This is a genomic window from Gemmatimonadota bacterium, from assembly GCA_016712265.1.
GTDB lineage: Bacteria > Gemmatimonadota > Gemmatimonadetes > Gemmatimonadales > Gemmatimonadaceae > RBC101.
In genome coordinates this window covers 923,480-948,196 of the sequence record JADJRJ010000028.1, presented here as the reverse complement: position 1 = coordinate 948,196, position 24,717 = coordinate 923,480, and the positions used below count along the sequence as shown (strand labels likewise).

At 66.6% G+C, this 24,717-nt stretch carries 19 protein-coding genes and 1 pseudogene; 9 read left to right on the top strand and 11 right to left on the bottom strand.

Annotation, left to right across the window (positions count from 1 at the left end):
- Positions 1-110: 110 nt before the first annotated feature.
- Entirely contained in the window at positions 111-653 is a 543-nt protein-coding gene (gene msrA / locus IPK85_10890) for a peptide-methionine (S)-S-oxide reductase MsrA (GenBank protein ID MBK8247889.1), read from the bottom strand.
- A 177-nt stretch (positions 654-830) separates the two neighbouring features.
- On the opposite strand from msrA, the gene IPK85_10885 reads away from it, so the two are divergent.
- From IPK85_10885 to IPK85_10870, 4 genes are all read left to right on the top strand, one after another.
- Complete coding sequence (locus tag IPK85_10885; GenBank protein MBK8247888.1) at positions 831-1,469, top strand: thioredoxin domain-containing protein; 639 nt, start codon at positions 831-833, stop codon at positions 1,467-1,469.
- 85 nt (positions 1,470-1,554) lie between these two features.
- Positions 1,555-2,223 (top strand): response regulator transcription factor, encoded by a 669-nt coding sequence (locus IPK85_10880; protein ID MBK8247887.1) that lies wholly within the window; start codon positions 1,555-1,557, stop codon positions 2,221-2,223.
- The gene (locus IPK85_10875; GenBank protein ID MBK8247886.1) at positions 2,220-3,668 is read left to right on the top strand and encodes a HAMP domain-containing histidine kinase; all 1,449 of its coding nucleotides are present in this window, start codon (positions 2,220-2,222) and stop codon (positions 3,666-3,668) included. The genes IPK85_10880 and IPK85_10875 overlap by 4 nt, the downstream gene beginning before the upstream one ends.
- Positions 3,669-3,715: 47 nt before the next feature.
- Positions 3,716-5,938 (top strand): carbohydrate binding family 9 domain-containing protein, encoded by a 2,223-nt coding sequence (locus tag IPK85_10870; GenBank protein ID MBK8247885.1) that lies wholly within the window; start codon positions 3,716-3,718, stop codon positions 5,936-5,938.
- A gap of 61 nt (positions 5,939-5,999) precedes the next feature.
- On the opposite strand, the gene IPK85_10865 is transcribed toward IPK85_10870, so the two are convergent.
- The 3 genes from IPK85_10865 to soxC form a co-directional block, all read right to left on the bottom strand.
- The gene (locus IPK85_10865; GenBank protein ID MBK8247884.1) at positions 6,000-7,712 is read right to left on the bottom strand and encodes a hypothetical protein; all 1,713 of its coding nucleotides are present in this window, start codon (positions 7,710-7,712) and stop codon (positions 6,000-6,002) included.
- 138 nt (positions 7,713-7,850) lie between these two features.
- Complete coding sequence (locus tag IPK85_10860; GenBank protein ID MBK8247883.1) at positions 7,851-8,471, bottom strand: cytochrome c; 621 nt, start codon at positions 8,469-8,471, stop codon at positions 7,851-7,853.
- Positions 8,472-8,474: 3 nt separating this feature from the next.
- On the bottom strand, positions 8,475-9,758 hold the full coding sequence (gene soxC, locus IPK85_10855; protein ID MBK8247882.1) for a sulfite dehydrogenase: 1,284 nt from the start codon (positions 9,756-9,758) through the stop codon (positions 8,475-8,477).
- A 282-nt stretch (positions 9,759-10,040) separates the two neighbouring features.
- Here soxC and ggt point away from each other — a divergent pair, with 282 nt between their 5' ends.
- Genes ggt through IPK85_10840 form a run of 3 tightly spaced genes read left to right on the top strand, consistent with a single transcriptional unit; the run spans position 10,041 to position 15,114 of the window.
- On the top strand, positions 10,041-11,750 hold the full coding sequence (gene ggt / locus IPK85_10850; protein ID MBK8247881.1) for a gamma-glutamyltransferase: 1,710 nt from the start codon (positions 10,041-10,043) through the stop codon (positions 11,748-11,750).
- Positions 11,747-13,603, top strand: a complete 1,857-nt coding sequence (locus IPK85_10845) for a CocE/NonD family hydrolase (GenBank protein MBK8247880.1) — start codon at positions 11,747-11,749, stop codon at positions 13,601-13,603. The genes ggt and IPK85_10845 overlap by 4 nt, the downstream gene beginning before the upstream one ends.
- Positions 13,600-15,114 carry an FAD-dependent oxidoreductase gene (locus IPK85_10840; protein ID MBK8247879.1) on the top strand — a complete coding sequence of 505 codons (1,515 nt, stop codon included), beginning with the start codon at positions 13,600-13,602 and terminating at the stop codon, positions 15,112-15,114. The genes IPK85_10845 and IPK85_10840 overlap by 4 nt, the downstream gene beginning before the upstream one ends.
- 113 nt (positions 15,115-15,227) lie before the next feature.
- Here the strand turns inward: IPK85_10840 and IPK85_10835 are convergent, their stop codons facing one another.
- From IPK85_10835 to IPK85_10810, 6 genes are all read right to left on the bottom strand, one after another.
- The gene (locus tag IPK85_10835) at positions 15,228-18,068 is read right to left on the bottom strand and encodes a S8 family serine peptidase (GenBank protein MBK8247878.1); all 2,841 of its coding nucleotides are present in this window, start codon (positions 18,066-18,068) and stop codon (positions 15,228-15,230) included.
- A gap of 259 nt (positions 18,069-18,327) precedes the next feature.
- Complete coding sequence (locus tag IPK85_10830) at positions 18,328-19,068, bottom strand: transporter substrate-binding domain-containing protein (GenBank protein MBK8247877.1); 741 nt, start codon at positions 19,066-19,068, stop codon at positions 18,328-18,330.
- A gap of 229 nt (positions 19,069-19,297) precedes the next feature.
- Positions 19,298-19,780: a tRNA (cytidine(34)-2'-O)-methyltransferase gene (locus IPK85_10825; protein MBK8247876.1), complete on the bottom strand. Its 483-nt coding sequence runs from the start codon at positions 19,778-19,780 to the stop codon at positions 19,298-19,300.
- A 2-nt stretch (positions 19,781-19,782) separates the two neighbouring features.
- Positions 19,783-21,459 carry an energy-dependent translational throttle protein EttA gene (ettA, locus tag IPK85_10820; protein ID MBK8247875.1) on the bottom strand — a complete coding sequence of 559 codons (1,677 nt, stop codon included), beginning with the start codon at positions 21,457-21,459 and terminating at the stop codon, positions 19,783-19,785.
- Between the two features lie 66 nt (positions 21,460-21,525).
- On the bottom strand, positions 21,526-22,110 hold the full coding sequence (locus tag IPK85_10815) for a transglycosylase SLT domain-containing protein (protein MBK8247874.1): 585 nt from the start codon (positions 22,108-22,110) through the stop codon (positions 21,526-21,528).
- A complete protein-coding gene (locus IPK85_10810) occupies positions 22,110-22,313 on the bottom strand; it encodes a DUF350 domain-containing protein (protein MBK8247873.1) in 204 nt (67 codons plus the stop codon). Before IPK85_10810 ends, IPK85_10815 begins: the two co-directional genes overlap by 1 nt.
- A 134-nt stretch (positions 22,314-22,447) precedes the next feature.
- Here IPK85_10810 and IPK85_10805 point away from each other — a divergent pair, with 134 nt between their 5' ends.
- Both IPK85_10805 and IPK85_10800 read left to right on the top strand, forming a co-directional pair.
- Positions 22,448-23,167 carry a sulfite exporter TauE/SafE family protein gene (locus IPK85_10805; protein MBK8247872.1) on the top strand — a complete coding sequence of 240 codons (720 nt, stop codon included), beginning with the start codon at positions 22,448-22,450 and terminating at the stop codon, positions 23,165-23,167.
- Positions 23,164-23,661 carry a TlpA family protein disulfide reductase gene (locus tag IPK85_10800; protein MBK8247871.1) on the top strand — a complete coding sequence of 166 codons (498 nt, stop codon included), beginning with the start codon at positions 23,164-23,166 and terminating at the stop codon, positions 23,659-23,661. The genes IPK85_10805 and IPK85_10800 overlap by 4 nt, the downstream gene beginning before the upstream one ends.
- A 60-nt stretch (positions 23,662-23,721) precedes the next feature.
- On the opposite strand, the pseudogene IPK85_10795 reads toward IPK85_10800, so the two are convergent.
- A pseudogene (locus IPK85_10795) lies at positions 23,722-24,709 on the bottom strand (ParB N-terminal domain-containing protein).
- Positions 24,710-24,717 lie beyond the last annotated feature (8 nt).

Below are 24,717 nucleotides of genomic sequence, written 5' to 3'. Positions count from 1 at the left end.
GATGATCCGGGTGGCCGCAAGGCGTTGCGGCGGGTTGTGCGCGCGCCGCGCCCCGCGCCAGCCCTCGACCCGGTCGCACTCTCCTGCCGCCGGAGATCTCCGACGTGCCCTTATCTGCGCTTCTCGGCGAACTGCTTTCGGAACTTCGAGAGCTTCGGCGAGATCACAAAGGTGCAGTACGGTTGCGCCCCGTGTAGCCGGAAATAGTTCTGGTGATACGCTTCGGCCGCATAAAACGGGGGGGCCGGCAGGACCTCGGTAACGATCGGCGCGTCGAAGGCCTTATCGGCCTCGAGTTCCTGGATCACGGCCCGAGCAATGGACGCCTGTGCCTCGTCCTGGGTGAAGATCACCGAGCGATACTGCGGGCCCACATCGTTCCCCTGCCGGTCCCGCGTCGTCGGGTCATGGATGGCAAAGAAGACCTGGACGATCTCCGTGAAGCTGATCACCGCAGGATCAAAGGCGACGCGGACCACCTCGGCGTGCCCGGTGCCCTTTTCACAGACGGCCTCGTAGGTCGGGTGCGGCACGTGCCCCCCGGCATACCCCGAGATCACCCCGGTTACCCCCTTCAACTCCTGATACACCGCCTCAAGACACCAGAAACACCCGCCGCCGAGTACGGCCACTTCCTCTCCGGCCCTATCCATGTCGCCCCGCAAGTCGTGATGCTGGTATGAACGCGCCGCCGCCGTGGAAGATTCCCGCCGTCCCTTCTTCCGGGGAGGGCCCCGGGTGATCTTTCGACCCTGGAGCGTATATGTGTGTGGACGCTGGATGCAGCGTGCGCCTCCAGATCCCGCGTCAACACCTCCGCCGCCGAGTTCATGCGCCGCTTCCTGATCGCCCTTCTTGCGCTCGCCGTCAGCGGCACCGCCGCCCGGAGCCAGATGCGCGTGCAGCTGGCCGAGAAGGTCGTCACCCTGGACGGCTTCGGGATCGAAAAGGGGAAGCCGGGAGCGCCGGTGTGGATCGTCGAGCTGGCAGATTTTGGCTGCAGCTATTGCGCGAAATTCGCCGCCGAGACGATGCCCGCCCTCGACTCGATCTACACGAAGCCCGGGAAAGTGTACTGGCGCTTCGTCCCCTTCGTGATCGGGATGTTCCCGAACGCGAAGGAGGCGGCGATCGGCAGCCTGTGCGCGGCCGAACAGGGGAAATTCTGGCCGATGCACGATCGGCTGTATGCCAATCGCAAGGCATGGATGGCGTCAAAGAGTCCGGTGACCTTGATCGCCCGCTACGCGGCCGAGTCCGGGGTCAACAGCGCTTCGTATGGTCGCTGCGTACAGGGGCGAGCGGCGGCAGAGACCCTCGAACGGAACAACGCGCTCGCGCGCGCCTTGTACGTGCGCGGGACACCGACGTTCGTGATCAACGGCGAGATTGTGCCTGGTGCCCTCCCTCGTGATGTATTCGTGAAGGGGCTGGACGCCGTCTTCAAGTCGGCGACATCGGGTCGATAACGCCGACGACGGCGACATCGCCGGTCGCCGGGCGGCTCAAGCGCAACCGTTTACCGCGCCGCGAGGTTGCGGCCACCAATTTCCCATGCGAGTCCTTCTCGTCGAAGACGACGCCCAGCTGTCCAGCATCGTGGAACGTGCCCTTCGGTCCCGCGGACATGCGGTTGATACCATGACGACTGTCGCGGAGGCCACCCGGGCGGGCACGGCGTCCGACTACAACGTCATCGTGCTCGATCGCCAGTTGCCGGACGGAGATGGCGTGGATCTCTGCCGGGCGTTGCGCGCCCAACAGCAGTCGGTGCCCATCCTGATGCTCACCGTGCGGGACTCACTGGCCGACCGGGTGGAAGGGCTCGACGCTGGGGCGGATGACTACCTGGGCAAGCCGTTTGAACTGGAAGAGTTCTTCGCCCGCGTCCGTGCGCTGGGTCGGCGCATGCCGGCGGTTCACGAGCCAGTGCTGAATTACGATGATCTCGTGGTCGACACCCGGGCAAACACTGCCACACGCGCGGGACGCGCGCTGGAGCTGACGCGCAAGGAATACATGACCTTGGAAATCCTTGCACGAAACGTGGGACGCGTCGTGTCGCGTGCAGAGATCACGGAATACGTCTGGGACGATCGACACGACCCGGTCTCGAATGCCCTTGAGGTCACGGTCAACCGGCTCCGGGCGAAAGTGGATGCCTCCGGTCCGCCCCTGGTGCAGACACGTCGCGGCGCCGGGTATTACCTCGGTCGCGAGTGAGCCAGCGGCAGGCACCTGGCGTCGCACTGACGGTCCTGACCTTTGTCGCGACGCTGCTGTTTGGTAGCGCGCTTGTCTACCGGTTCAGCAGCAACGCCGCGTTGCGGCGCATCGACGACCGACTGAGCGATGTGGAGCAGGTCGTGGTGGCCACCATGGAGCGCGAGCATGCCCGCGGTGGACCCACGCACGAGGTGGTCCTGCGCGTGCTCCACACCATGCTGCCCCGGGTTGCCAACGTCGTCGTGCGCTTCACCAGCACGGGAGAGTTTGTTGACCCGCGCGACAACCTGCAGGACCCTAATCCATCGCCCGTCGCGTTCGAGCAGCCCCCACGGACCCGCGTCGACGCGGTCCTGCGCGACGCGCCCGTTGAAGGTCACCTGTATGTGACCCTCCCGACCGCGAGTGGGCAGGCGCGCCTCATGGTCAGGCACCTCCAGCTCGGTGAACAGCAGATCGCGCTGGGCTTCCTCGTGTCCGAGCGCGAACGCCTGGAAACGCTGCGCGAACTCCGGAACGGATGGCCCTGGTTCCTCCTGCTCGTCGTCGTGGCTGCCGCCATCCCGCTCCTGTACATGCGTCGCGGTGCAGAAACCATGCAGGAGCTGGACCAACGCGCCCAGGAGATCGGCCGCGGGAATCCCGGCTTGCGCTTCCCTGAACCTGCCGGACTTGGACCGGCGTGGAAACACCTCATCGCATCGCTCAACCACCTGCTCGATCGGGCGGAAGAATCCGGCGAGGAACAACGCACCTTCATGGCCGCTGCCGCCCATGAGCTGCGAACCCCGGTCGCGGTGATCAGCGGTGAGGCGCAGGTTGCACTCGACAATGAGGACGCGGACCTCCGGTCCCTCCGGGGATCCCTGCGCCTCATCCGCCAGGAATCGCGGTCGCTCACGCGGATCGTGGAGGAGCTGTTTCTGCTCGCGCGCATGCGCGCCCGCGAGGCCATGGTCCAGGCTGTGCCGCTGTACCTCGACGAGCTCCTGGAGGACACGGCGTCGGCGCTGCGGCGACTGCCGGGCGCTGCGGATCGCATCGTGGTGCGCATCGCCGTCGGCGATTACGCGCTGCGTGGCGACGAGGCCCTGCTCACGCGCGCCGTCACCAACCTGACCGTGAACGCGCTGCGACACTCGCCCGCGACCGTCCCGGTGGAACTCGAGTTGTCGCGCGATGGCGCCTGGTTTCGCCTCACCGTCACGGATCGCGGCACCGGGATTCCGGAGAGTGAACAACCGCGCGTCTTCGACCGGTTCTTTCGCGGGCGTCGCGGACGCCGTGAAGATGACGGCGCCGGCCTGGGGTTGGCCATCACCCGAGGGGTGGTCGAGGCGCACGCGGGTACGGTGCAGCTCGTCCGATCCGGCCCCGAGGGCACGCAGTTTCGCATCGACCTTCCCGCGCCGCCGGGTGACGCCGGAATGCCCAAGGCGTAGCTTGCGGGCGCACGTCCAGTCCATTGCCTCTCGCCGCCATGTGTGTGATGAATCGCCCGCTCCTGCTGTCGCTCGTCGTTCCCGCGCTGTTGGTCGCCCAGCCCCCTGCCTCATCGAGCACCAACGGGATGAGTCGCGTCGCCCGCGCCACGCAGACCACCACGGCCCCCGTGATCGACGGCAGGCTCGACGACGCCGCGTGGAAGGAGGCGACGTTGTTCACCGAGTTCGTCCAGCGTGAGCCGCAGGAAGGCACGCCGGTCACCGAGCGCACCGAGGTACGGGTCACGTCCGACGGCGAAGCGCTGTACATCGCGGCCTGGCTGTTCGACCGCGAGGCCGCCCTGATCGTGCCGAGTGAGAAGATTCGCGACGTAACACTCACCAACAGTGACTACTTCGGCTTCATCCTCGACACGTACCACGACCGACAGAACGGCTTCCTGTTCGGGACGACCCCCAGCGGAATCGAGCACGATGCGCAGGTGGTGCGAGAGGGTGAGGGGGGTGGGGTGTTCCAGGCCGGGCAAACCCGGGCGCAGGCGGGCTCGATGGGTGGGATGAATCTCAACTGGGATGCCAGCTGGACCGTGGCGACGTCCCAGGATGCCCAGGGCTGGTATGCAGAGTTCCGGATCCCATTTCGGACCATTCGCTATGGCGGTGGGCGCGAACAGACATGGGGCTTCAACATCATGCGCGGCATTCGCCGCAAGAATGAGGAAGCCCTCTGGTCGCGGGTGAACCGACAGTTTTCGATCGCCCGCCTGTCGCAGGCCGGCTCGCTGGAAGGGCTGCAGGTGCCGGAGAACCGCATCGCGACCGTCACCCCGTATGTCCTGGGACAAACGACGCGCAACTATCTCACGGAATCGAAGTTCCGTACCCCGGGGGAGTTTGGCGCCGACGCCAAGATCGGGATCACCCCGGCGCTGACGCTCGACCTGACGTACAACACGGACTTCGCGCAGGTGGAGGTGGACGAGCAGCGCACCAACCTGACGCGCTTCCCGATCTTCTTTCCCGAGAAGCGTCCCTTCTTCCTGGAAAACGCCGGGGTGTTCGCGGCGGGGACGCCACAAGCGGTGGACCTGTTCTTCACCCGTCGGATCGGGATAGACTCGGTGGGACAACCGACGCCGATCATCGGGGGCGGACGACTGACGGGGCGCATCGGCGGCCTCACCGTCGGCGCGCTACAGATGTTCACGGACAACACCGGCGCGGTGAAGGGCAACAGCTACACGGTGGCCCGCGCGGTACGGGAGCTCTCAGCACGCTCCCGGCTGGGCGTGATTGGTGTGCAGCGCATGCGGACGGGCGATCGCGACGATTACAATCGTGTCTACGGTTTCGACGGTCGAGTCGGCGTGGGCCAGGCCTGGACCTTCGACTGGTGGGGCGCCAAGTCCGAAACTCCCGACCGAACCGGCGACGACCTCGCGTGGACCGCCCGCGCGGAGTACAAGACCCGCGACTGGAACAACTCGGTGCGCACGCTGCAGGTCGGGGAGGATTTCAACCCGGAGGTTGGGTTCCTCAATCGCCCCGCCGGGTTCCGGTTCTACGAGGTGGCCGCCATGCGCCTGGTGCGCAATCCCGACTGGAAACGCGTGCGGCAATGGAATCCGCACACCAACTTCCGGGGGTACTTCGGGATGGACGGCTTCTACCAGAACGGTCAGGTCCACGTGGACATGACCGAGGTGGAATTCAACAGCGGCGCGCGGTTTGGCCCGGAGCTGAACATCTTCCACGAGGGGCTGCAGGCCCCGTTTGCCATCGCCCCGGGGGTGAATATCCCCGTCGGATCGTACGACTGGGCGCAGCTGGGGTTTGACTTCAACACGGACCCGAGCCGCGTGTTTTCCTTTGTTGGGCGCGCGGACTTCGGTCCGTTTTACGAGGGCACGCGGAACGGCGGCAATGCCACGTTTACACTGCGCAGCGGCTCGACGATCTCGTCGTCGCTGCTGCTGGACTACCAGGACGTGAACCTCGACCAGGGCGACTTCGTCCGTAAGCTGATCGGGCTCAAGTTCGCCTACTTCTTCACCCCCCGGGTGTTCTTCCAGAGCTTGACGCAATACAACAACCAGCAGCAGGTGTTCACGGCCAACCTGCGCTTTGCCTGGCTGAACACCGCCGGGACCGGGCTGTTCATCGTCTTCAACGACGGCGAGCGCGCCGACGGCTTCAGCAGCTGGCAAGCCCCGATCGCGCGGTCGTTTACGGTGAAGTACACCCGCCAACTCGGCCGCGCGGGCTAGCCCCACGCCGTGGTGCGGAATTTCGGCAGACGGCCGCACGGCGCCGTCTGCCGTCTCGCGACTAGTACCGCCAGCTCCGTAGGTCCGCCCCCGCCGGTGAGGCCATCAGCACCCGCTCGGCGAACCACGGCAGGGCCATCTGCACGTAGCGCAGGCGGGAGTAGGCGTTGGATCGCGTGTGGTCACCATTCCAGCAATGCTCGTCGCGATCCCCGTAGTCCACCACGGCATGCGCCGGCGGGTCTGCGTCCCTGAGGAACGTCTCCACCTCATACACGGCATTATTGAGGTAGTAGTTGTCCATGTCGCCGACGTAGATCCGCAACTTGCCCTGGAGCTTGGGGCCGAGGACCTTCCAGTCGCGACGCAGGATGTAGGACAGATCGTAGTGCTCCTTCCAGTACGCCGCCGTAACGGGGTCGATCCGGCCGGTCTCCTTGTCCCAGAGCCGACGCGGATAGCCGTCCTCGCCCACGGGGGAATAGACCGACTCCCACACGTCCCACTGGTCCCCGGAACGCCCCTTCGTGCCTAACGCAAGCTCGAAGTGGTTCATCTCCATGAGGCTGGCATCCACATGCCCCAGCCAGTTGCGATGCCCCGGTCGCAACGTTCGCTTGAAGCGGGACGGCATGTAGTACGCGTTCGTATCACTGTAAATGTCGACGACGGTGTAGTGGCGGAAGTCGATCGGGTCCGGGCAGGCCACCCACGCCCCGTTGTACTCCTCGGGATAGAACATCTGCACGGCCATCGACTCCCAGCCTCCCGTCGACCCGCCGAACATGAAGCGCGCCCAGCCCTGCCCGAGCCCGCGGTACCGCTTCTCGATCTCGGGGATCAGCTCGTACTGGATCGCGTCTCCGTAGGGGCCGTTGTTAGCCGAGTTGACGGCGTACGAGTCGTCGTAAAACGGCGTCGGATGCTGGATCTGCACCATCAGCATCCGGGGAAATCCCGGACCGGTCCAGTCCTTGTAGAGCTGGTACGACTGCTCCTGCTGGATGCGGTTGTACCCCGACAACGAGAAGCGCGCCGAGTAGTCAGGCTTGAGGTTCGGGTCCGGCGGAACCTCGCGCCAGTTGTCCGGTTGCGTGGCAAAGTGGCCGTGGTTGATCGCGAGGGGATACCGCGCCTGCGGGTGCTCATCAAAGCCCCACGGCAGCGTGACAAACGCGGCGAGGAACATGTCCCGCCCCCAGAACTTCGAGAGGCGTTCGCTGCGGATCTTCACGTACTTGACGTACTTCGTCTCCTGAAATGCGGCGATGGGCGGCATCTCCTGGTCGAGCACGACCGGAATGACATCCGGCCGCGCCGGATCCACCGCCGCCCAGCGCGGCGTCGAGTAGAGGTTCCCCGGCTTCGCACTCCAGCGCTGTCCCTCCCCCTGGTCTGGCGGGAGCTTGACGACCTTCCCATCGCTGCGCGTGAAGGTCTCGTAGCGATTCAGCACCGCCTGCACGCGATAGCTGCCGCGCGGGAAGTCCTTGAGCGATCGCACGGGAAAGCCGAACGCCGCGGCATCGACATACCGCGTTTCCCCGGGCTTCCAGCCCTCCACGTCGATGGCGAACGCCGCGCTGGTCTTGAGCCCGTAGGCGAACTGCTGCCGCGGTTCAGCGGTCGAGTCCGCACCGAGCAGCACGAGGAGGCGTCCGTCGAGTGGCTGGGTGCTGCGGGCGGCGGGAAAGGTCACCGCGAACCGCAGGCGGGCCGGCGACTGCGCGACGAGCGGCGCGGCGACCAGCAGAAGGGCGAGGAGCTTGATCATCTGCAGACGGGAAGTCGGTGGAGAAGAAACGCGCGCGCCCGGCGCTCACAGTAGCAGCGCCGAGTTTGGTATGTCAGGCGATGCCGGGCGCGGAGGGAATCGCCCCGGCTACGTCAAAGCTACCACCGCCGTTGACGGCTACTTGAAGCCGGAGCCGCCTTTTCGGTCGTCGCGAACGAACCGATCCCGCGACGGCATCACCACCGCCGGCAGGCTCGTGGCATCCATGACCTGGTCACGGGGGATCACCTCGTTCTCGGCGAGCAGCCAGGCAATCACGGCGTAGGTTTCGCCCGCCGTCAGCGTGCCGGGCGCCGTTTGCGGCATGGCACGCCGTATGTAGTCGTAGAGGGTGGTCGCGTACGGCCAGTAGTTGCCGATCGTCTTGGTCACCCCGGTCGCGTGGTTGGCGAACGAGAAGTCCCGCGGCTCCCGCCCGACGAGCTTCGGGTTCGGCGCGATGGGATCGGTCCCGGTGGGGCCGTGGCACGACGCGCATTTCGCTGCGTACACCACGGCGCCTTCGGCGGCCGTTCCGCGCCCGGCCGGAAGGCCAACGCCCTTCGGGTTCACGTCGAGGTCCCATGCCGCGAGCTCCGCCGGCGTCGCCGCGCGACCTACGCCAAAGGTGGCTGGCAGCGCCTCCGATGGACGCACGGCGCCGCGCCCCCCCGCGTCGCTCCCCGCGCTCCCGCCTGTGCAGGCGGCGATCACCGCCAGGAGCAGGCCACCGCACACGTGCCTTGTCAAGCGTCGCATCGCCTAGACCTCGCCAGAGTAGGTGACCACGCCGTCGGCCGCGACCTTCCACGCTCGAATGTGGTTGTAGTGATAGTCGGTACCCGGACCGCGGCCTTCCCGGAACACCGCCAACGTCGGCTGCACGTACCCTGTGTCGTCCACCGCACGACTCATGAGGGTGGCCGGCGCTCCATCCCACTTCCACATGTGCGTGAACCGGATCGCCGCCTTCGGCTGCGGCTCACCCGCCAGTCGCGCCTGGACCCAGCTGGCCCCACCGTCTACCGACACATCGACCGCCGTGATCCGTCCACGGCCACTCCACGCCAGCCCCGACACCTGCACCCACCCGGGCTTCTTCACCGTGTTCGGGAAGGTCGGATAGGTGATGGTGGATTTCGCATCGAGGTCAAACGAGAAGATGCGTGCGGTGTTGTTGGGGAGCGGGTCGGTGTACTTCGACGTTTCGTCCTTCGACATGTTGGGCTCCGACACCAGCTCGAGGCGCCGCAACCACTTCACGTTGGTGTTCCCCTCCCACCCGGGCAGGAACAAGCGCACCGGGAACCCCCCGGCGGGCCGCAAGGGTTCTCCGTTCTGCGCATAGACCAGCATCGCGTCGTCCATCAGCTTGGCCATCGGCACACTGCGGGACATGAGGGCAGCATCGCCCCCTTCGGCCAGTGCCCATTCCGCACCCGACTTCACGCCGACCTCCGCCAGAAGGGTCTTGACTGGCACCCCGGTCCACTCGGCATTGCACAACAGGCCATCGATGTTCTGGGGCGAGAGATCCGGACGCGACCCCTTGAACGCCAGGCGCCCGTTCCCCGAACACTCCAGGAAGTGGACGCGGGTCTCCGACGGCAGGGACATGAGGTCGTCGAGCGTGAAGATCATCTCGCGATCGACCAGTCCGTGGACCATTAGCTGCCAGGTGGCCGGATCGATCGTCGGAACCCCTGCGTGGTGCCGCTCGAACTGCAGGTCGGCCGGCGTGATGTTCCCGCTGAACTGGTGGAGTGGCGTCAGCGAGCTCCCGGAGACGGCACCGGTGGGATTCCGACCTGTCACGACAAACGGCGACCGCACGCTTACCGCCGACGTCGGTGCACCGAGGACCTTGGTCGGGTCCGGCGGGACCGGAATAAGGGGCGGGGCACTGGCCACCGATCCCTGACCACCCGCGGCCTCGGGCAAGGTGGAGAAGATCAGGGCGCCGGCCGCGGCGGCGGCGCCACCAACCATCGCGCGACGGGTGAGCGCGCCGGTTCCGGCGGCCGCATCGTGACCCGAATCAGACATGTCAGGGAGGGGGGAGAAGGAAGACCGCGCGTATTGTGCAGGCAGGGAGTGAATCCCACCAGTGCCCCGCATGTCGGTGACACCGCAACGCCGCTCGGACCGGCCGTCGCGTCGGGGGTAGTTCAACACCGGAGCTAGCGTCCCCTGCGGGTCACTCACGCACCCACTGAGCGCGGCGACCGCCAATCACTCCTCACTGGGCGACCAGGAAGGTTGTTGGCACGGTTGACGAACGCGGGAACCCGGTGGACACTCTCCGGGTTCCCGCTTCCCATTTTCGCCATGCCCTTGCGCGTCCACCCTGCCCTCCTCGTCGCGTGCGCGACCTTTATCATGAGTGAATCTCTCGCCGCCCAGGAGGCACCCCGCCCCACGGTCGGTCGGTCAATGGTCACCACACGGCTGGGGATCGTGGCATCCAGCTCTCCCCTTGCCGCCAAGGCGGGGACGCAGGTGCTTGAGATGGGAGGGAACGCGGTGGATGCGGCGATTGCTGCCAATGCAGTCATTGCACTCACCGAACCATCGGGTGACGGGATCGGGGGCGACCTCTTCGCGATCATCTACGATGCGAAGTCCGGCCAGCTCCACGGGCTGAATGCGGCCGGCTGGGCGCCGAAGGCGCTGAATGCGGAGGTGCTCCGGGCCAAGGGACAGACCGCGGTGCGTGGCATCCACAGCGTGACGGTCCCCGGTGCGGTGGCCGGCTGGGATGCCATGCGCCGGAAGTTTGGCTCGTTAGGCTTTGCCGACCTGCTTGCCCCGGCCATCTACTACGCCGAGGAGGGCTTCCCGGTCACGGAGCAAGTCGCGCGCATGTGGGGACGCGCGGTCGACCGCCTCGACAACAACGCCTACACCAAGGCAACCTTCCTGCTCGACGGAACGCGTGCGCCGAAGGAGGGCGAGGTGTTCCGCAATCCAGACCTGGGCCGGACCTTCCGTCGCATTGCCGAGCGAGGTCGCGACGGGTTTTACGCAGGACCGGTGGCCGAGGCCATCGTGAAGCTCTCGAAGGAGGAGGGCGGCCTGATGGAGCTCGACGACCTGCGCGCCCTCGAGGCGGAGTGGGTCACGCCGATCTCCACCACGTACCGCGGGTGGACGGTGTACGAACTCCCCGCCCCCACGCAGGGGATCGCGGCGTTGATGATGCTCAACCTGATGGAGCAGGCCCCGATCGCCGAGTGGGGATTTCATAGCGCGAAGAGCCTGCACTACATGATCGAGGCGAAGAAGCTCGCCTACGCCGACATGTTGAAGTACACGGCGGACCCGCACTTCACGAAGGTCCCAACGGCCGCGATGCTGGACAAGAAGGTGGCCGCCGAGCGCGCCCGCTTGATCGACCTCGCGCGCGCGGCCTGCACGGTGACCCCGGCCACCTACCAGTCGGTGGCGGGACTTCAGGGCAGCGAGACGATCTACCTGACGGTGGTCGACAAGGACGGCAACATGGTCTCGCTGATCCAGAGTATCTATTCAGAGTTTGGGTCGGCCCTGACGGCACCGGGGACCGGGGTACTCCTGCACAACCGCGGGAGTCTCTTCTCGCTCGACGCGGCGTCGGTCAACGTCCTCGCCGGACGCAAGCGGCCCCTGCACACGATCATCCCCGCATTCATGGAGAAGGACGGCACGCGCATTTCGTTCGGGATCATGGGCGGATGGAACCAGTCGCAGGCGCACGCGCAGTTCGTGTCCAACATCGCCGACTTCGGGATGACGATCCAGCAGGCCCTGGAAGCCGGCCGCTTCTCGAAAAACTCGTTCGACGGTTGCGACGTGAACATCGAGTCGCTGGTGCCGGCGCCCGTGATCGATGCGCTGAAGGCGGGAGGGCACGCGGTGACCACGGTCGGGCCCCGCTCCGGAACGTTTGGGTGGGGACAGGCGGTGCTCCGTGGCCCGGCCGGTGTGAACTTCGGCGCGAGCGAGCCACGCCACGACGGCGCCGCCATCCCCCAGGGCGCACCCGTCCGAAAGCCATGAACCTGGCCAAGACAATGCTGACCCTGGTCGGCAGCAACGCACGGGCAGCGGCCGTCGCCGCCCTCCTCGCCACCTCCGCCGGTGCACAACAAGACCGGGTGTCGCGCCCCGGCGAGTACCGCGGGTACTCGGCCCCCACGTACGACGGGTACCGACGCACCTCGTTCTACGTGCCGATGCGCGACGGGGTCCGGCTCGCCGTGGACCTCTTGCGGCCTACGCGCAATGGCCAGCTGCCGACCGAGCGACTCCCGGTCGTGTGGACCCACCACCGCTACAACCGCGCGTTTTTTTCGGGTGACACGTTGGTCGACTACGCCTCGGGGTTCGGGCGCGGCATCGACGTCTTGCTGCACCACGGCTACATCGTCGCCGCGGTCGACACGCGCGGCGGCGGCGCCTCGTTTGGCACGCAGCAGGGCTTCTTCATGCCCGAGGAAGCCGCCGACGCGCGCGAGATGACCGAGTGGCTCGCGGTCCAGCCGTGGTCCAGCGGGAAGGTCGGGATGACCGGGCGATCGTACCTGGGGATCACGCAGCTCTTTGCGGCCGCGCAGGCCCCGCCGCACCTCGTGGCGATCTTCCCGGAGATGTACGTCTTCGAGTGGTGGCCGTTCATCCACCCCGGGGGGATCTTCCGCGACGACTTCTTCACCAAGTGGCAGTACCTCACGCGCCAGCTGGACAATGCAGCGACGTTCACGTGGGGACCGTTGCGCTTCAGCGGCGTGGCCCCGGTCGACGGCCCAACCGGGCGCGCCCAGCGCGATACCGCGATCCGCGGCCACACGGTCAACCGCGACATGTTCACGATGTGGCGCGACGTCCCCTTCCGCGACAGCCGCGATCCGGTGTCCGGGCGGGAGATCCTCGCCGAACGCTCGCCGTCGACCTACCTCAAGCAGATCAATGCATCCGGGGTGGCCGTTTACGGCCTGGCCGGATGGATGGATGCCTTTCCGCGCGATGCGTTCCTGTGGCACGCGAACCTCACCGTCCCGCAGAAGCTCGTCGTCGGCCCCTGGTTCCACGGCCAGACCACGGGCTTCGACCTGGCCGCCGAGCGGCTGCGCTGGTTCGACTACTGGCTCAAGGGGATCGACAACGGGATCATGCGCGAACCGCCCATCCGCTATCACGTGATGGAGGCGCCCGCTGGTCGCGAGTGGCGGAGCACGCGGAGCTGGCCCCCCGCGGGGACGCGGCGCACCTCCTGGTTCCTCGCCGGGGCGCGCGGAAGCGACAAGAGCCTCGCCCCCAACCGCCCCCGCGCCGCGACCGCCGCCGACAGCCAGGTGGTCGACACGACAGCCTCGTTAGGCCCGGGCAACCGCTGGGCGAACACGTACGGTGGCGACGTAGGCTACCCCGACCTCGCGCCCAATGACGCGAAGGGGTTCGCCTTCACTTCCGCGCCGCTCTCGCGCCCCATGGAGGTCATCGGGCACCCCATCGTCCACCTGTGGATCACCTCATCCACACGCGACGCGGACCTGATGGTCACCCTGAGCGATGTCGACCCCACCGGTCGCTCCACCTATGTCACCGAGGGCGTCCTCCGCGCCTCGCGGCGCGCGCAGGGCCGGCCACCGTACCGCAATCTGGGGCTGCCCTGGCCCAGTGGACGCAGTGCGGACGTTCGCCCGTTAGGCGACGCGCCAGAGGAAGTGACCCTCGACCTGCTGCCCACGGCACGGCACTTCAAGGCCGGGCATCGCATCCGCCTCACGATCAATGGGGCCGACCGGCAAACACACCTGGCCGTCCCCAACGGCGCCCCGATGCTCACGCTGTTCCGCGACGCCCGGCACCCGTCGCGGGTCGACCTGCCCATCGGACCCACCACCCGGTGACAGCGCGCGCGGGCGAGGTGGTCGCGGTCATCGGCGCGGGCCCGGCTGGGCTCGTCGCCGCGCGCTACCTCGCGTCGGAGGGGTTTCGTCCGGTGCTGTTCGACGCTGCCGACCGGGTGGGGGGCCAATGGCGCGTCGGCGACGGGGACAGCGGTGTGTGGCCCGGGATGCGGACGAACACGAGCCGGATCACGACGGCGTTCAGCGACCTCGCCCACCCTGCTGGCACGGCGGCGTATCCCACCGGCGACGAGATCGGCGCCTATCTCCAACGCTTTGCGGCATCCGCGGGCATCCTCGCCGACGCACGATTCGGCTGCGAGGTCACCGAGATCGAGCCGCTTCCCGACGGCCAGTGGGGCGTAACGTGGCGCGACGCGCATACCGCGCTCCACCGCGAGCCCTTCGCCCGCGTCGTCGTTGCGTCTGGACGTTATCGGCGACCATTCACCCCTGCGATCGAGGGGCTCCGGTCGTTTACTGGATCGGGCGGCGTCTCCCACGTCGCCGCGAACCGTGGCCCCCTGCGCTTCCAGGGGCAACGCGTGCTCGTCGCCGGGCACAGCATTAGCGCGGTCGAAGTCGCAAGTGAGCTGGCCCTCAAGGGGGCGGCCCGTGTGGTGGTGTCGTCACGCCGGCACCGCTACGTCCTGCAGAAACTCATCGCGGGCGTCCCGATTGAGCACAGGGTCTACACGCGCTATGCAGCGCTGGCCGCTCGCGCGTTACCGACCGCCGTAGTCGCCGACACCTTTCGCGACTTCATCGTGCGCAGCTGTGGCCACCCCACCCAGTTCGGCGCACCCTGCCACGCGGAGAATCCCTACGAGGCGGGGTTCACGCAGAACCAGTATTACTTGCCCCTCGTCGCCGAGGGCCGGATTCATCCCCGTCCCTGGCTGGTGCAGGTGGATGGCACGCGCGCGACATTCGCGGATGGATCCCACGAGGATGTCGACACCATCGTTTGCGGCACCGGCTACACCCTCGACCTGCCGTTCCTTGGGCCCGCCGCGCGTGCGGCGCTCGCCCCGGACGCACATCAGGTCGACCTCTACGACCTCACCTTCCATCCGGACCTCCCCAACCTCGCGGTCGTCGGGATGTTCGAGCAGTCGGGGCCCTACTTCACCCCGTTGGAACTGCAGGCACGTTGGGTGGCGTACACATGGAGCGGTCGCGTGGCCGGGCCGAGCATTGAGGTGATACGTGAGGGGCTCGCTGCCTGTCGTGCGCGTCGCGGCCAGCCACAGGTGCAGCGCATGCACCTCGTGTGTGATTTGTTCGCGGGCCACGCCGGTGTGGAGCCTGACGTGGCGCGGTGGCCCGGGCTGGAGCGCGCGCTCCTGTTCGGCGTGCAGTCGCCAGCCCGGTTTCGCTTGCAGGGACCGGATGCACTCGCAGACGCCGCGGCGCAGTTGCGGGCCGATGTGAGCGCCTTTGGCGCCCTGGATCAGGCGGCGCTCACCGAGGCGGAATCAGCACAGCTGCGGAGGCTATCTGCAGTGTGATTCTCGGTTTCTTGCGTCTGCCCGACCTCGGTACCAGCGTGAACCCCAACCTACTCACGTAGGTCGGCGTCACGCCGTTCACGCGCGACGCCGAGGTGACCCGAGGGCCAACGTTAGCGCGACAGGATCACCCTCCCCGACACTCTTGCGGCGTCGTATCCCACCCCGCCGCAGCTCGGCCAATACGGGTACCCGGGGACCTGGCCACCCGTCACGGTATCGGGTGGGAGGTGAACGCCAGCCTTCATCGAGTAGCGCTTCACAACACATGATGTGTTGTTCTGCCAGAGTTGGGTCGGGACGGTATAGGTGAACTCGGAGCCATCCTCGTTCACAGAAATACCGAGAGGGTTCGACACGCCGGTGCAGTTTGGCTGGCAGCTACCCAGGTAGTTGGGCACGACATGTACCGACTCGTTGAAGAGCTGAGTTCGGACGCCCGTCGCGGGCACGGTCTTGAAGAACGTCCAGGTAGAGAGTGCGTTTCCGGCACGGAGTACATTGATGACGAATTCACCCGTCGGGGCTGGCACCCCCCCGGCCGACGCCGCGCCTCCATATGGGCCAATGCCAGTCAGTGGATCCGTCCAGCTGGTGGGTACACTCGGGAAAGTGGTGAATGTCGCCCCGGTCGTTTGGCCCGTCCGATATGCAAACGAAAGGTTGGGGGAACCCACGGCACCGACGGCGACCAGAACCACAGAGGAGTCCCCGTCGTGCGTGCGAGAGAGAATCGACTGGCTCGATCCGGTGAGACTCGGCGTCTGCACGTTGCTCCACGGTTGCGACAGGCTTGCCCAGGCCCCGTTGTTGTAACGGGCTACGCGCTGATAGCCGTTCACCGTCTCACGCAGAAGTTCGCGCCCACCGTGCGTGGTAGCCAGGAAGATCCCTGTGTCCGCCGGCACCTGCCACGAGGCAATGGTTTCGTAGGGTTGTCCTGCGGCTCGTCTCACCCGAGCGCTGATAGTCTTCGGGTTTCCGGTCGTCTCCGACACCAGGATGTTGTTGCCGCAGAGGGGCGCGCCCGGACGTTCGGCGGCGAGTCGTAGCGGTTCGTATGCATCGAGCACAGGGTAGCCGGCCACACGGACGTTGCGTCTTGCCGCACCTTGGACAAGGAGCAACTTGAGCGAATCTGCGGACAGGCGTGGGTCGAAGGACTTCAGCAGCGCCGCAGCGCCAGAGACGAGGGGCGTGGCGAACGAGGAGCCAGTGAAGGGTGCTCCTGACCCGTTGACCCACGCACCGATGCCTTGACCTGGTGCGAGCAGGTCGATTCGAGAATCGTTCAGCGGAGCATAGAGTGCGGTCGCGTTGTGCCCCATCGCGCTGACGACAATTGTGGTTGCGGGCAGGCTATCCCGTATGAGCGGAAAGAAGGATCCCCTCACGTCCCCGTTCCTAACGTTGCCGGCCGAAAGAACCAGCAGTGGCCGGGGCACCCCCAAAGAATCGAGACTGCGCCGGAGGCCGCCGACCACGGCTCGCAGCGCGGAATCGGCGACCGGGTTGCCAACGTTGTAGAGGGCGACACTGTCAGCACCAAGCGAAATCGAGATCACGGTTGCACCTGCACGCGTCGCATCAACAATCTGCTGCAGTATCTCCTCTGGGTATACGAGTCGCCTTCCGGTTGTTGAATCTTTCATCGGGCGATTCTGAGCATCGACGCTCGTTGGATCCCATGCCGAAAGTGCGGCCCCCCAGGCGACGCCCGTAATCCCGGTGTTATTGTCCCCAACCGACCCGATGACCGACAGGACGGCGGCACCGTGACGGATTGTATCGCCACTGAGGTTGGCGTTGTATGAGGCACGATAGCCAGGCATGTCATGACCCGAGGGGGCCTGGAATCCGTAGTCGATTACCGCCACGTGCGCAGCAGTATCCGCGAGTGAGCATCCCCAGCCCAGGGGCGTTCGCACAAACTGGGCCCCCCAAGATGCGCGGAGCGCGTTCGGAGAAAGCAGCGAGTCACCGCGGACGCGCCAGTCGCCTCGCTGCCACCCTGCACCATCGTTGGGACGCCTCCATGCTGGGACCACGTCGAGGCGCAGCTGACGACGAGTCCACACAACCGACGCTTGCGCTCCAAGGATCACCTCTGCTGCGACCAGGGTTGCCTGAGAAGTGTCTGTCGGCAACTGCAAGAGGTACATCCCGCCGTCAACCGCGGGGTCCGGTCGCCCACCTACGACGCGGCTGTTCACCAACCCCACTACCCTGGCCTTCTCCTGTTGAGTTGTTCCGCGGACGAAGCCAACGTATAGCACTCCGTGATAGTACTTGAGGCCAGAGGAAGGCGTGATGATCCTGTTGAGAAGGGAGTGAGGAATCGAGTCCGGCGCTTGCGCGGGCACGAGTTCCTGTTCTTGACCTGTCGCAAACAACTTCAGCCGCGTCCGGTGACTCCAAGTTGTCCCGCGAAACTCCACCCACCGCCGCTGAGTCCGGGCCCCGGGCATGAGCACCTGCGGCTGACCCGCGGGCGCGAGGTAGCCGTCAAATCGCCAAAAGGCGACGCGGCCATTGGCGCTCGCCGAATCCGGCTGGTACCCGAGGATGTCGTTCGCCCCTCCAACGGGGTTCCCGTTGGCGTCCAGTCGCGTGACACTGTCCGCGTTGAAGCGGAGTCGCACCCGCGGCACGATGGCCGCCGTCCCGAGGTTCTCCATCACGATCGCGACCCGCAACGCCCCGGTCGCGGCGTCGAAGGTCGCCGCCGTATCACTCAACAACCGAATCTGGTTGAGCGCGCACGACGCCGAGTTGAAGATCGGCTCAACAATCGGCGCACCACCGGCGTCGAACCGCACCTGGAAGCGCGCGCAGCCATCACTGACCCCCAGGTCAACAATCGGGTCCGGAATTGCAATCCGCAGGCCCCGCGGCTCCTGGGGATCACCGCACCCAGCGCACAACGCGGCGACCATTCCCAACACCTGTAGCATCTCGCGTCTCCGGCCAGGGTTCGCTCGCATATTACACGCCGCTCCGGGAAAAGAGTTACGCCCGCCGAGCCGCAACCCCCTGGGCGACGGCTTTCCCCGGCACTCTAGCGACCTAACTCGGAAAAAAAAAAGTGAGTCTGGTCACATCTCCCGCTCTTTGCGACGGCGACGATGTTGAGGTGCGACCCCTGACACCGCACGCCGGCTACGACGCAGCCCGACCTGACCTACGCCCCTCCGGCCCCCACATCGCCTTCCGCTACGCCCCCGGCGGCACCGTAACCCCACTCACACCGTGCCTGGCCACCAGCCCAGCCACCGTCCCATCCATCAGCACCTCGCGCACGAACCCCACCACCCACTCGGCCGCCGCCACCCGCCCCCGAGGTACCCCGATCGCCTGCTGGACCGTAAGGAAGGCCCCGTCAAGGACCCGTCCCCCGGGGGTACGAGTGGCCACGTCGACCAGGTGGGGACGCAGCCCCGCCAGGACCTCGAGCCCGTCGCGATGGAAACGCTCCTCCGACGCCGGCAGTCCGTCGGCCGGGACGAAGGTGGCCTGCCTGATGATGCGCTGCAGGGCCAGGTGGTAGGCACTCCGGTCGGCCACCGCGATGCGGATCCCGGGCCGGTCGACGTCAAGAGGCTCGAGGGCGGCGGAGGGGGCCCGCACCAGGAAGGTGGCCTCGATCCCGAGGTACGCCGGGGAGAACACCACATCGCTCCGCGCTGCGTCGGCGCCGATGAACGCAACGTCCCACGCATCCTGGCTGGCGGCATCGGCCACCTTCCCCGCATCGGCGTAGCCAATGAAGGTGACCGGCACGCTAAGACGCGCACCAAGGTCGCGGCCGAGGTCCGCGGCCACACCGCGCCCTTCCGTCGCCGGAGCGGGGACGAGCAGGAAGTTCGCGTGATTCAGGGCCACGCGCAGCACACCACGCGGCGCGAGTTCGGCGCGCAGGGCGTCGGACACGAAGGCATCCATATGTCGCCTCATGGTGACACAGGAACCACCCGACCACAAGCGAGGCCACGTCGCCGTCATTAGCCTTCGACCGCGACGTCGCTGACCCCCGGACGATGGCCACCTCCCGAAAAGACCAACCGCTACGTGCAGCGGCCGCGCCCGCACTGCACCCCGTGCACCGCCCGGATGCCTCGGGGAAGGCATTGCACGCTCTCGCGGCGTCCGAGGACCAATGGAAGCAGGCGGTCGCCCGCCGGGCTCAGCCCTGACGAAGCCCGAATTTCACCTGCTGCCGGATTGCCTCGTAGACCGCGACGCCCACACTCGTGGACAGGTTCAGCGATCGCACGAGGGGCGACATCATCGGCATGCGCACCACCTGGTCCGCGTAGCGGTGCAGGAGGTCCACCGGCAACCCACCAGTCTCGCGGCCAAACACGAGCACGGAATCGGTGTACGCGCCGAGGGGGGCGTCCCAGTAGGTGCGCGTCCCCTTGGTGGAGAAGAACCAGGGCGTCCCGAACGCCGGCAACTCCGCCTCGAACGCCTCCCATGATGGCCAGGTCCGCAGGTCAACGTGCGGCCAGTAGTCCAGCCCGGCGCGCTTGACCTCGCGCTCGTCGAGCGAGAAGCCTAACGGTTCCACGAGGTGCAGGGTCGCACCGGTGGCCAGGCAGGTGCGACCGGCGTTGCCGGTGTTCCAGTGAATCTCCGGGTGCACGAGCACCACATGGAGCCCCATGCCTAGCCGCGCACCAGCTTCTTGTACTTGATCCGGTGCGGCTGGTCGGCGTCCGGCCCCTTCCGGCGCTTCAGGTCCTCGATGTACGCCCCATAGTTCCCCTCGAACCACACCACCTCCGAGTCACCCTCGAACGCCAGGATGTGCGTCGCGATCCGGTCCAGGAACCAGCGATCGTGGGAGATCACCACGGCGCATCCCGCAAAGTCGAGCAGCGCATCCTCGAGGGCACGCAGCGTATCGACGTCCAGGTCGTTCGTTGGCTCGTCGAGCAGGAGCAGGTTGCCGCCGGCCAGCATCGTCTTGGCCATGTGCAGTCGGTTGCGCTCACCACCGGAGAGGTTCGCCACGAGCTTCTGCTGGTCCGCCCCGCGGAACCCAAACGACCCGACGTAGGCGCGCGAGTTCATCTCCCGCTTCCCGACCTGGATGCTCTCGGACCCACCAGAAATCTCGTCCCATACCGTACGCGCCCCGTCGAGCGTGCGCGTCTGGTCCGAGTAGGCGATGTGCACCGTGTCCCCCAACTTGAGCGTGCCGCTGTCCGGCGACTCGCTCCCCGTGATCATGCGGAACAGCGTCGTCTTGCCCGCGCCGTTGGGACCGATGATACCCACGATGCCGCCACGCGGCAGCGAGAAGCTCACGTTCTCAAAGAGCAGGTTGTCGCCGAACGACTTCTTCAGCTTCTCCGCGATGACCACATCGTTCCCGAGACGCGGCGCCGGCGGGATCACGATCTCGTTCTGCGCCACACGCTCCTGCCGCTGCTCGCTCGCCAGCTCCTCGTACTTCTGGATACGCGCCTTGTTCTTCGCCTGGCGCGCCCGTGGGGCCATGCGCACCCACTCCAACTCGCGCTCCAGGGTCTTCTGCCGGGCGCTCGCCGTCTTCTCTTCCTGCGCCATGCGCTGGCTCTTCTGCTCCAACCATCCGGAGTAGTTCCCCTCGTAGGGGTGCCCCGCCCCGCGATCGAGCTCCAGGATCCACTTCGCGACGTTGTCCAGGAAGTAGCGATCGTGCGTGATGGCCACGACCGTCCCGGGGAAGGCCTCGAGGTGGTGCTCCAGCCAGGCCACGGATTCGGCGTCCAGGTGGTTGGTGGGTTCGTCGAGCAGCAGCAGGTCCGGCTGTTCGAGCAGGATGCGGCACAACGCGACCCGACGCTTTTCACCGCCGGAGAGTACCGTGACGTCCGCCTCGCCCGGCGGAAGACGCAGGGCGTCCATCGCCACTTCGATCTTGTTGTCGAGGTTCCACAGGTCGAGTGCGTCGATGCGATCCTGCACCTTCGCCTGCTCGTCCATGAGCTTCTGCATCGCGTCGTCGTCCATCGGCTCGGCGAACTTCATGGAGATCTCGTTGAACTTGTCGAGCAGGCCACGTTGTTCCTTCACGGCGAGTTCCACGTTCCCGCGCACGTCCAGCGACGCATCCAGCTGGGGCTCCTGGGACAGGTACCCGATGCGGGTTCCGGCGGCGGCCCACGCCTCGCCGTTCCAGTCGGTGTCGATCCCGGCCATGATCTTGAGCAGGGACGACTTTCCGGCGCCGTTGGCGCCGAGGACGCCGATCTTGGCGCCTGGGTAGAACGAGAGCCAGATATCGTTCAGGATGACTCGCGAAGGGGGAACCACCTTCGTGAGGGCCTTCATGTGGTAGATGAACTGCGGAGCCATGGACCGTGTTGGGGAGCGTGGGGGAGGTTCAAATGTAAGCCCTCCCCGGAGCAATCACCCCTCCGGCTAGCGCCCCAACCCTTCCCGGGCGGCGGCGATCCGCTCGATGTACTCCAGGGTCTCGCGATGGCGCCATCGCGGCACTCGCGCCGCGACCTTCCGGATGCTCGGCCATTGCCGGTGATCCAGCTTCGCCCGACGCGCATGCCCCTGAGCCCGCAGGATCGTGCGCCGCCCCGCGTTGTAGCTCGCGAACATGAACTCCGCGCGGTGGTCAAGCACCGAATCTGCCTCCCAGAGCCTCCACAGGGTCCGATCGTATTCGATGCCCGCGGCGATGTTCATCTCCGGGTCCTCCACCCACGACAGGTCCTCGTTGTCCGAGCGGATCGCCCGCGCGGTCGACGGCATCAGCTGCATCACCCCACGCGCCCCCACGCGACTGCGCGCGGTCGCGTCCAGGTTGCTTTCCGTCATCCCCTGCGCCTTGAACAACTTCCAGTCGAACGTGGGGCCAAAGTATCGCTTGCTGTACTTCCGAAAGGTGTCATCGTAGTCCGGCGCCTTGCGTCGCGGGCGTTTGGGCGCCTGCGCGAGGGCCTCCCCGCACGGACCGAGGACCAGGGCGACCAACAGCACCCAGGCGCGCATCAGTTCAGCGACTGGCCGATGATCAGCGCGATGGCAATGAAGAGCGCGGCGATGAAGATCGCCACGGCGACGTTCCCGCGGCGCAGCTCCTCATTGAAGTTGACCTGCGGCGTCAGCCAGTCGATCACCCGATACGCCAGGAACATCAGGACGACGCCAAGGGACGCGTACAAGAAGTTGGAACCGACAATGCGCCACTCCATAGTCCGCCCGGCTCGGGTTCTCGTCCCCGCGGCCGGGGCACCGCGCAAATGTGACACGCCTTGCCCAATGGAGCCAAGGACCCGCCCCCTCCAGCGGGTGAACCAAGTTGGCGCGTGGCGCATAGGTTTCTCCCATGGACTTCGCCAACATCACCGACCAGCTGTCCGGGAGCCCGCTCGCAGCCTTCGGGGCGCTCTTCCTGGCTGGGGTCCTGACGAGCTTCACGCCGTGCATCTACCCGATGATCCCGATCACGGCGGCGATCGTCGGCGGGGGCGAGGCGGCCCCCGGGGAGAAGCGCTCCCGGTTCCGCCCCCTGCTCCTCTCCCTGACCTACGTCCTTGGGCTCGCGGCGGTCTACGCCACCCTTGGCCTCGTCGCCGGGATGACCGGCACGATGTTTGGCCGCATCAGTACCAACCCGTGGCTCTACTTCGCCATGGCCAACCTGTTGCTGCTGGCCGCCCTGGCGATGTTCGACGTGATCCCTGTGCGAGTCCCCGCGGCCCTGCTGCAGCGGGCCAGTAGCGCGGGCGAAGGGGGTCGGTTCGGTGGCGCCTTGCTCATGGGGGCGATGTCCGGCCTCGTGGCCGCCCCCTGCTCCGCCCCAGTCATGATCGCCGTCCTGACCTGGGTCACGGAAACCAAGAGCGCCCTGATGGGGTTCCTCTATTTGTTCGTCTTTTCGCTCGGGATGTGCACCCTATTGGTCGTGGTCGGGGTATCGTCCGGGTCGCTCTCGCGCCTGCCGAAGGCCGGCCTCTGGATGGTGCGGGTGAAGAAGTTCTTCGGGCTCGTGATGATCGGCGTAGCGCAGTATTACCTCATCAAGATGGGACAACTCCTGATATGATCCGTCGCCTCCTCTCGGTCGCCGCCCTTGTTGCCGCACCGGCTCTGGCCTCCGCCCAGCGCGCGATCGACCTCGAGATCGGGGCGAAGGCGCCAGACATGGCGCTGCTCACCCTGGATGGCCAGCCCGCCAACCTCTCGGCCTACATCGGGAAGACTCCCTTCCTGATGGAAGTGTGGGCCACCTGGTGCGAGAACTGCGAGGCCCTCGCTCCGCGCATCCTCGCCGCGAAGCAGAAGTACGGGAACCAGATGAAGTTCCTCGGCGTCGCCGTCTCGTTCAACCAGTCGCCGGCACGCGTGAAGGCGCACATGGAGAAACACGGCTTCGACATCGAGACCCTCTATGACAAGAAGGGCGAAGCTGACGTGATCTACGGGGTGAAGGCCACCTCAACGATCGTCGTGGTGGACAAGTCGGGGAAGATTGTCTATGCCGGGGCCGGCGCCGGGCAGGACATCGAGGCGGCGGTGAAGAAGGGGTTGGGGATGTAGACGGCAGGCGGCAGGCGGCAGGCCGCAGGCGCGAGCGCGACAATGCACGCCGCCCCGTAGCTAGTCCCCTTCGGTTGGCGCCCCACCCGATCGCGCGACCTGGTCCGCGCGCACCTTCGACGCATCGAAGCGCTTCGCACTGGCCAGCATCTTCCCGATCGTCTCGTCAAAGTCGTGCGCCGTGCGTCCCTTGGAAAAGCGCAACGGGTTGATGCGCGCCACCACAAAGGCCTTGAGGTACGGACTCTCCAGTCCCTTGGCCTTCAGGGCCGCCACCGCGGCATTCACCGCTTCGTTGAGTTCGAGCAGGGTCCGCGCATGCTCGCGTCGCATGGCGACCGCCTTCGGGAGTGCCGACCCCGAAAAACGCTCGCACTTCTTGAGCACGGGGTGGTACACCCCGCCCGAAAAACCGCCCGTTCTCCAGGTAGCAGAAGCCAAGCGTCAGCAACGACGGCTCCTCGAACTCGAGCTCGAACGCCTTCTCTGGACGGTCGTCCAGCGCGGCAAGACCCTCGGCCAGTCGCGCGACCTCCATCGCCCGCTCGCGCAGGTTGTGTGCCTTCTCCGTGTTCAGTGCGAGGATGCGGTGGGCCACCTCCTGATCCGGCACCACGATCGCGACGATCGCCTTGGCCCCCAGCTGCCCCATCGCCGTCAGGCGGTGATTGCCGTTTGGGGACCAGTACATACCGTCCGCGACCGGGACAGCGACGATCGGGTCGAGAAAGCGCCCGACCTTCTCGATCGCCTTCACCAGCCGCTCGACATGCGTCTCGGACAGGTTGCGCTGGTACGGCGTTGGCCCCACGCGGTCCAGGGGGAGCGCCGCAAGCAGTTGCCAGTTGGAGCCTAACGGGTCCCGATAGGTGGCCAGGACACTCCCCCCATCCGACTCGACCCGCTCACCCAGCGCCGTCACCGCGGCAGGCGGGGTGGCACCAGCCAGGCGCCGGGCATCGAGCCCGCGGCTCCCCGCCTCCGTGGCGACCTTCTTCTTGCGACGAACGGGAGACATCCGGAACTCCGCGTGGGTGTCGGCCGACATCTTCTGGC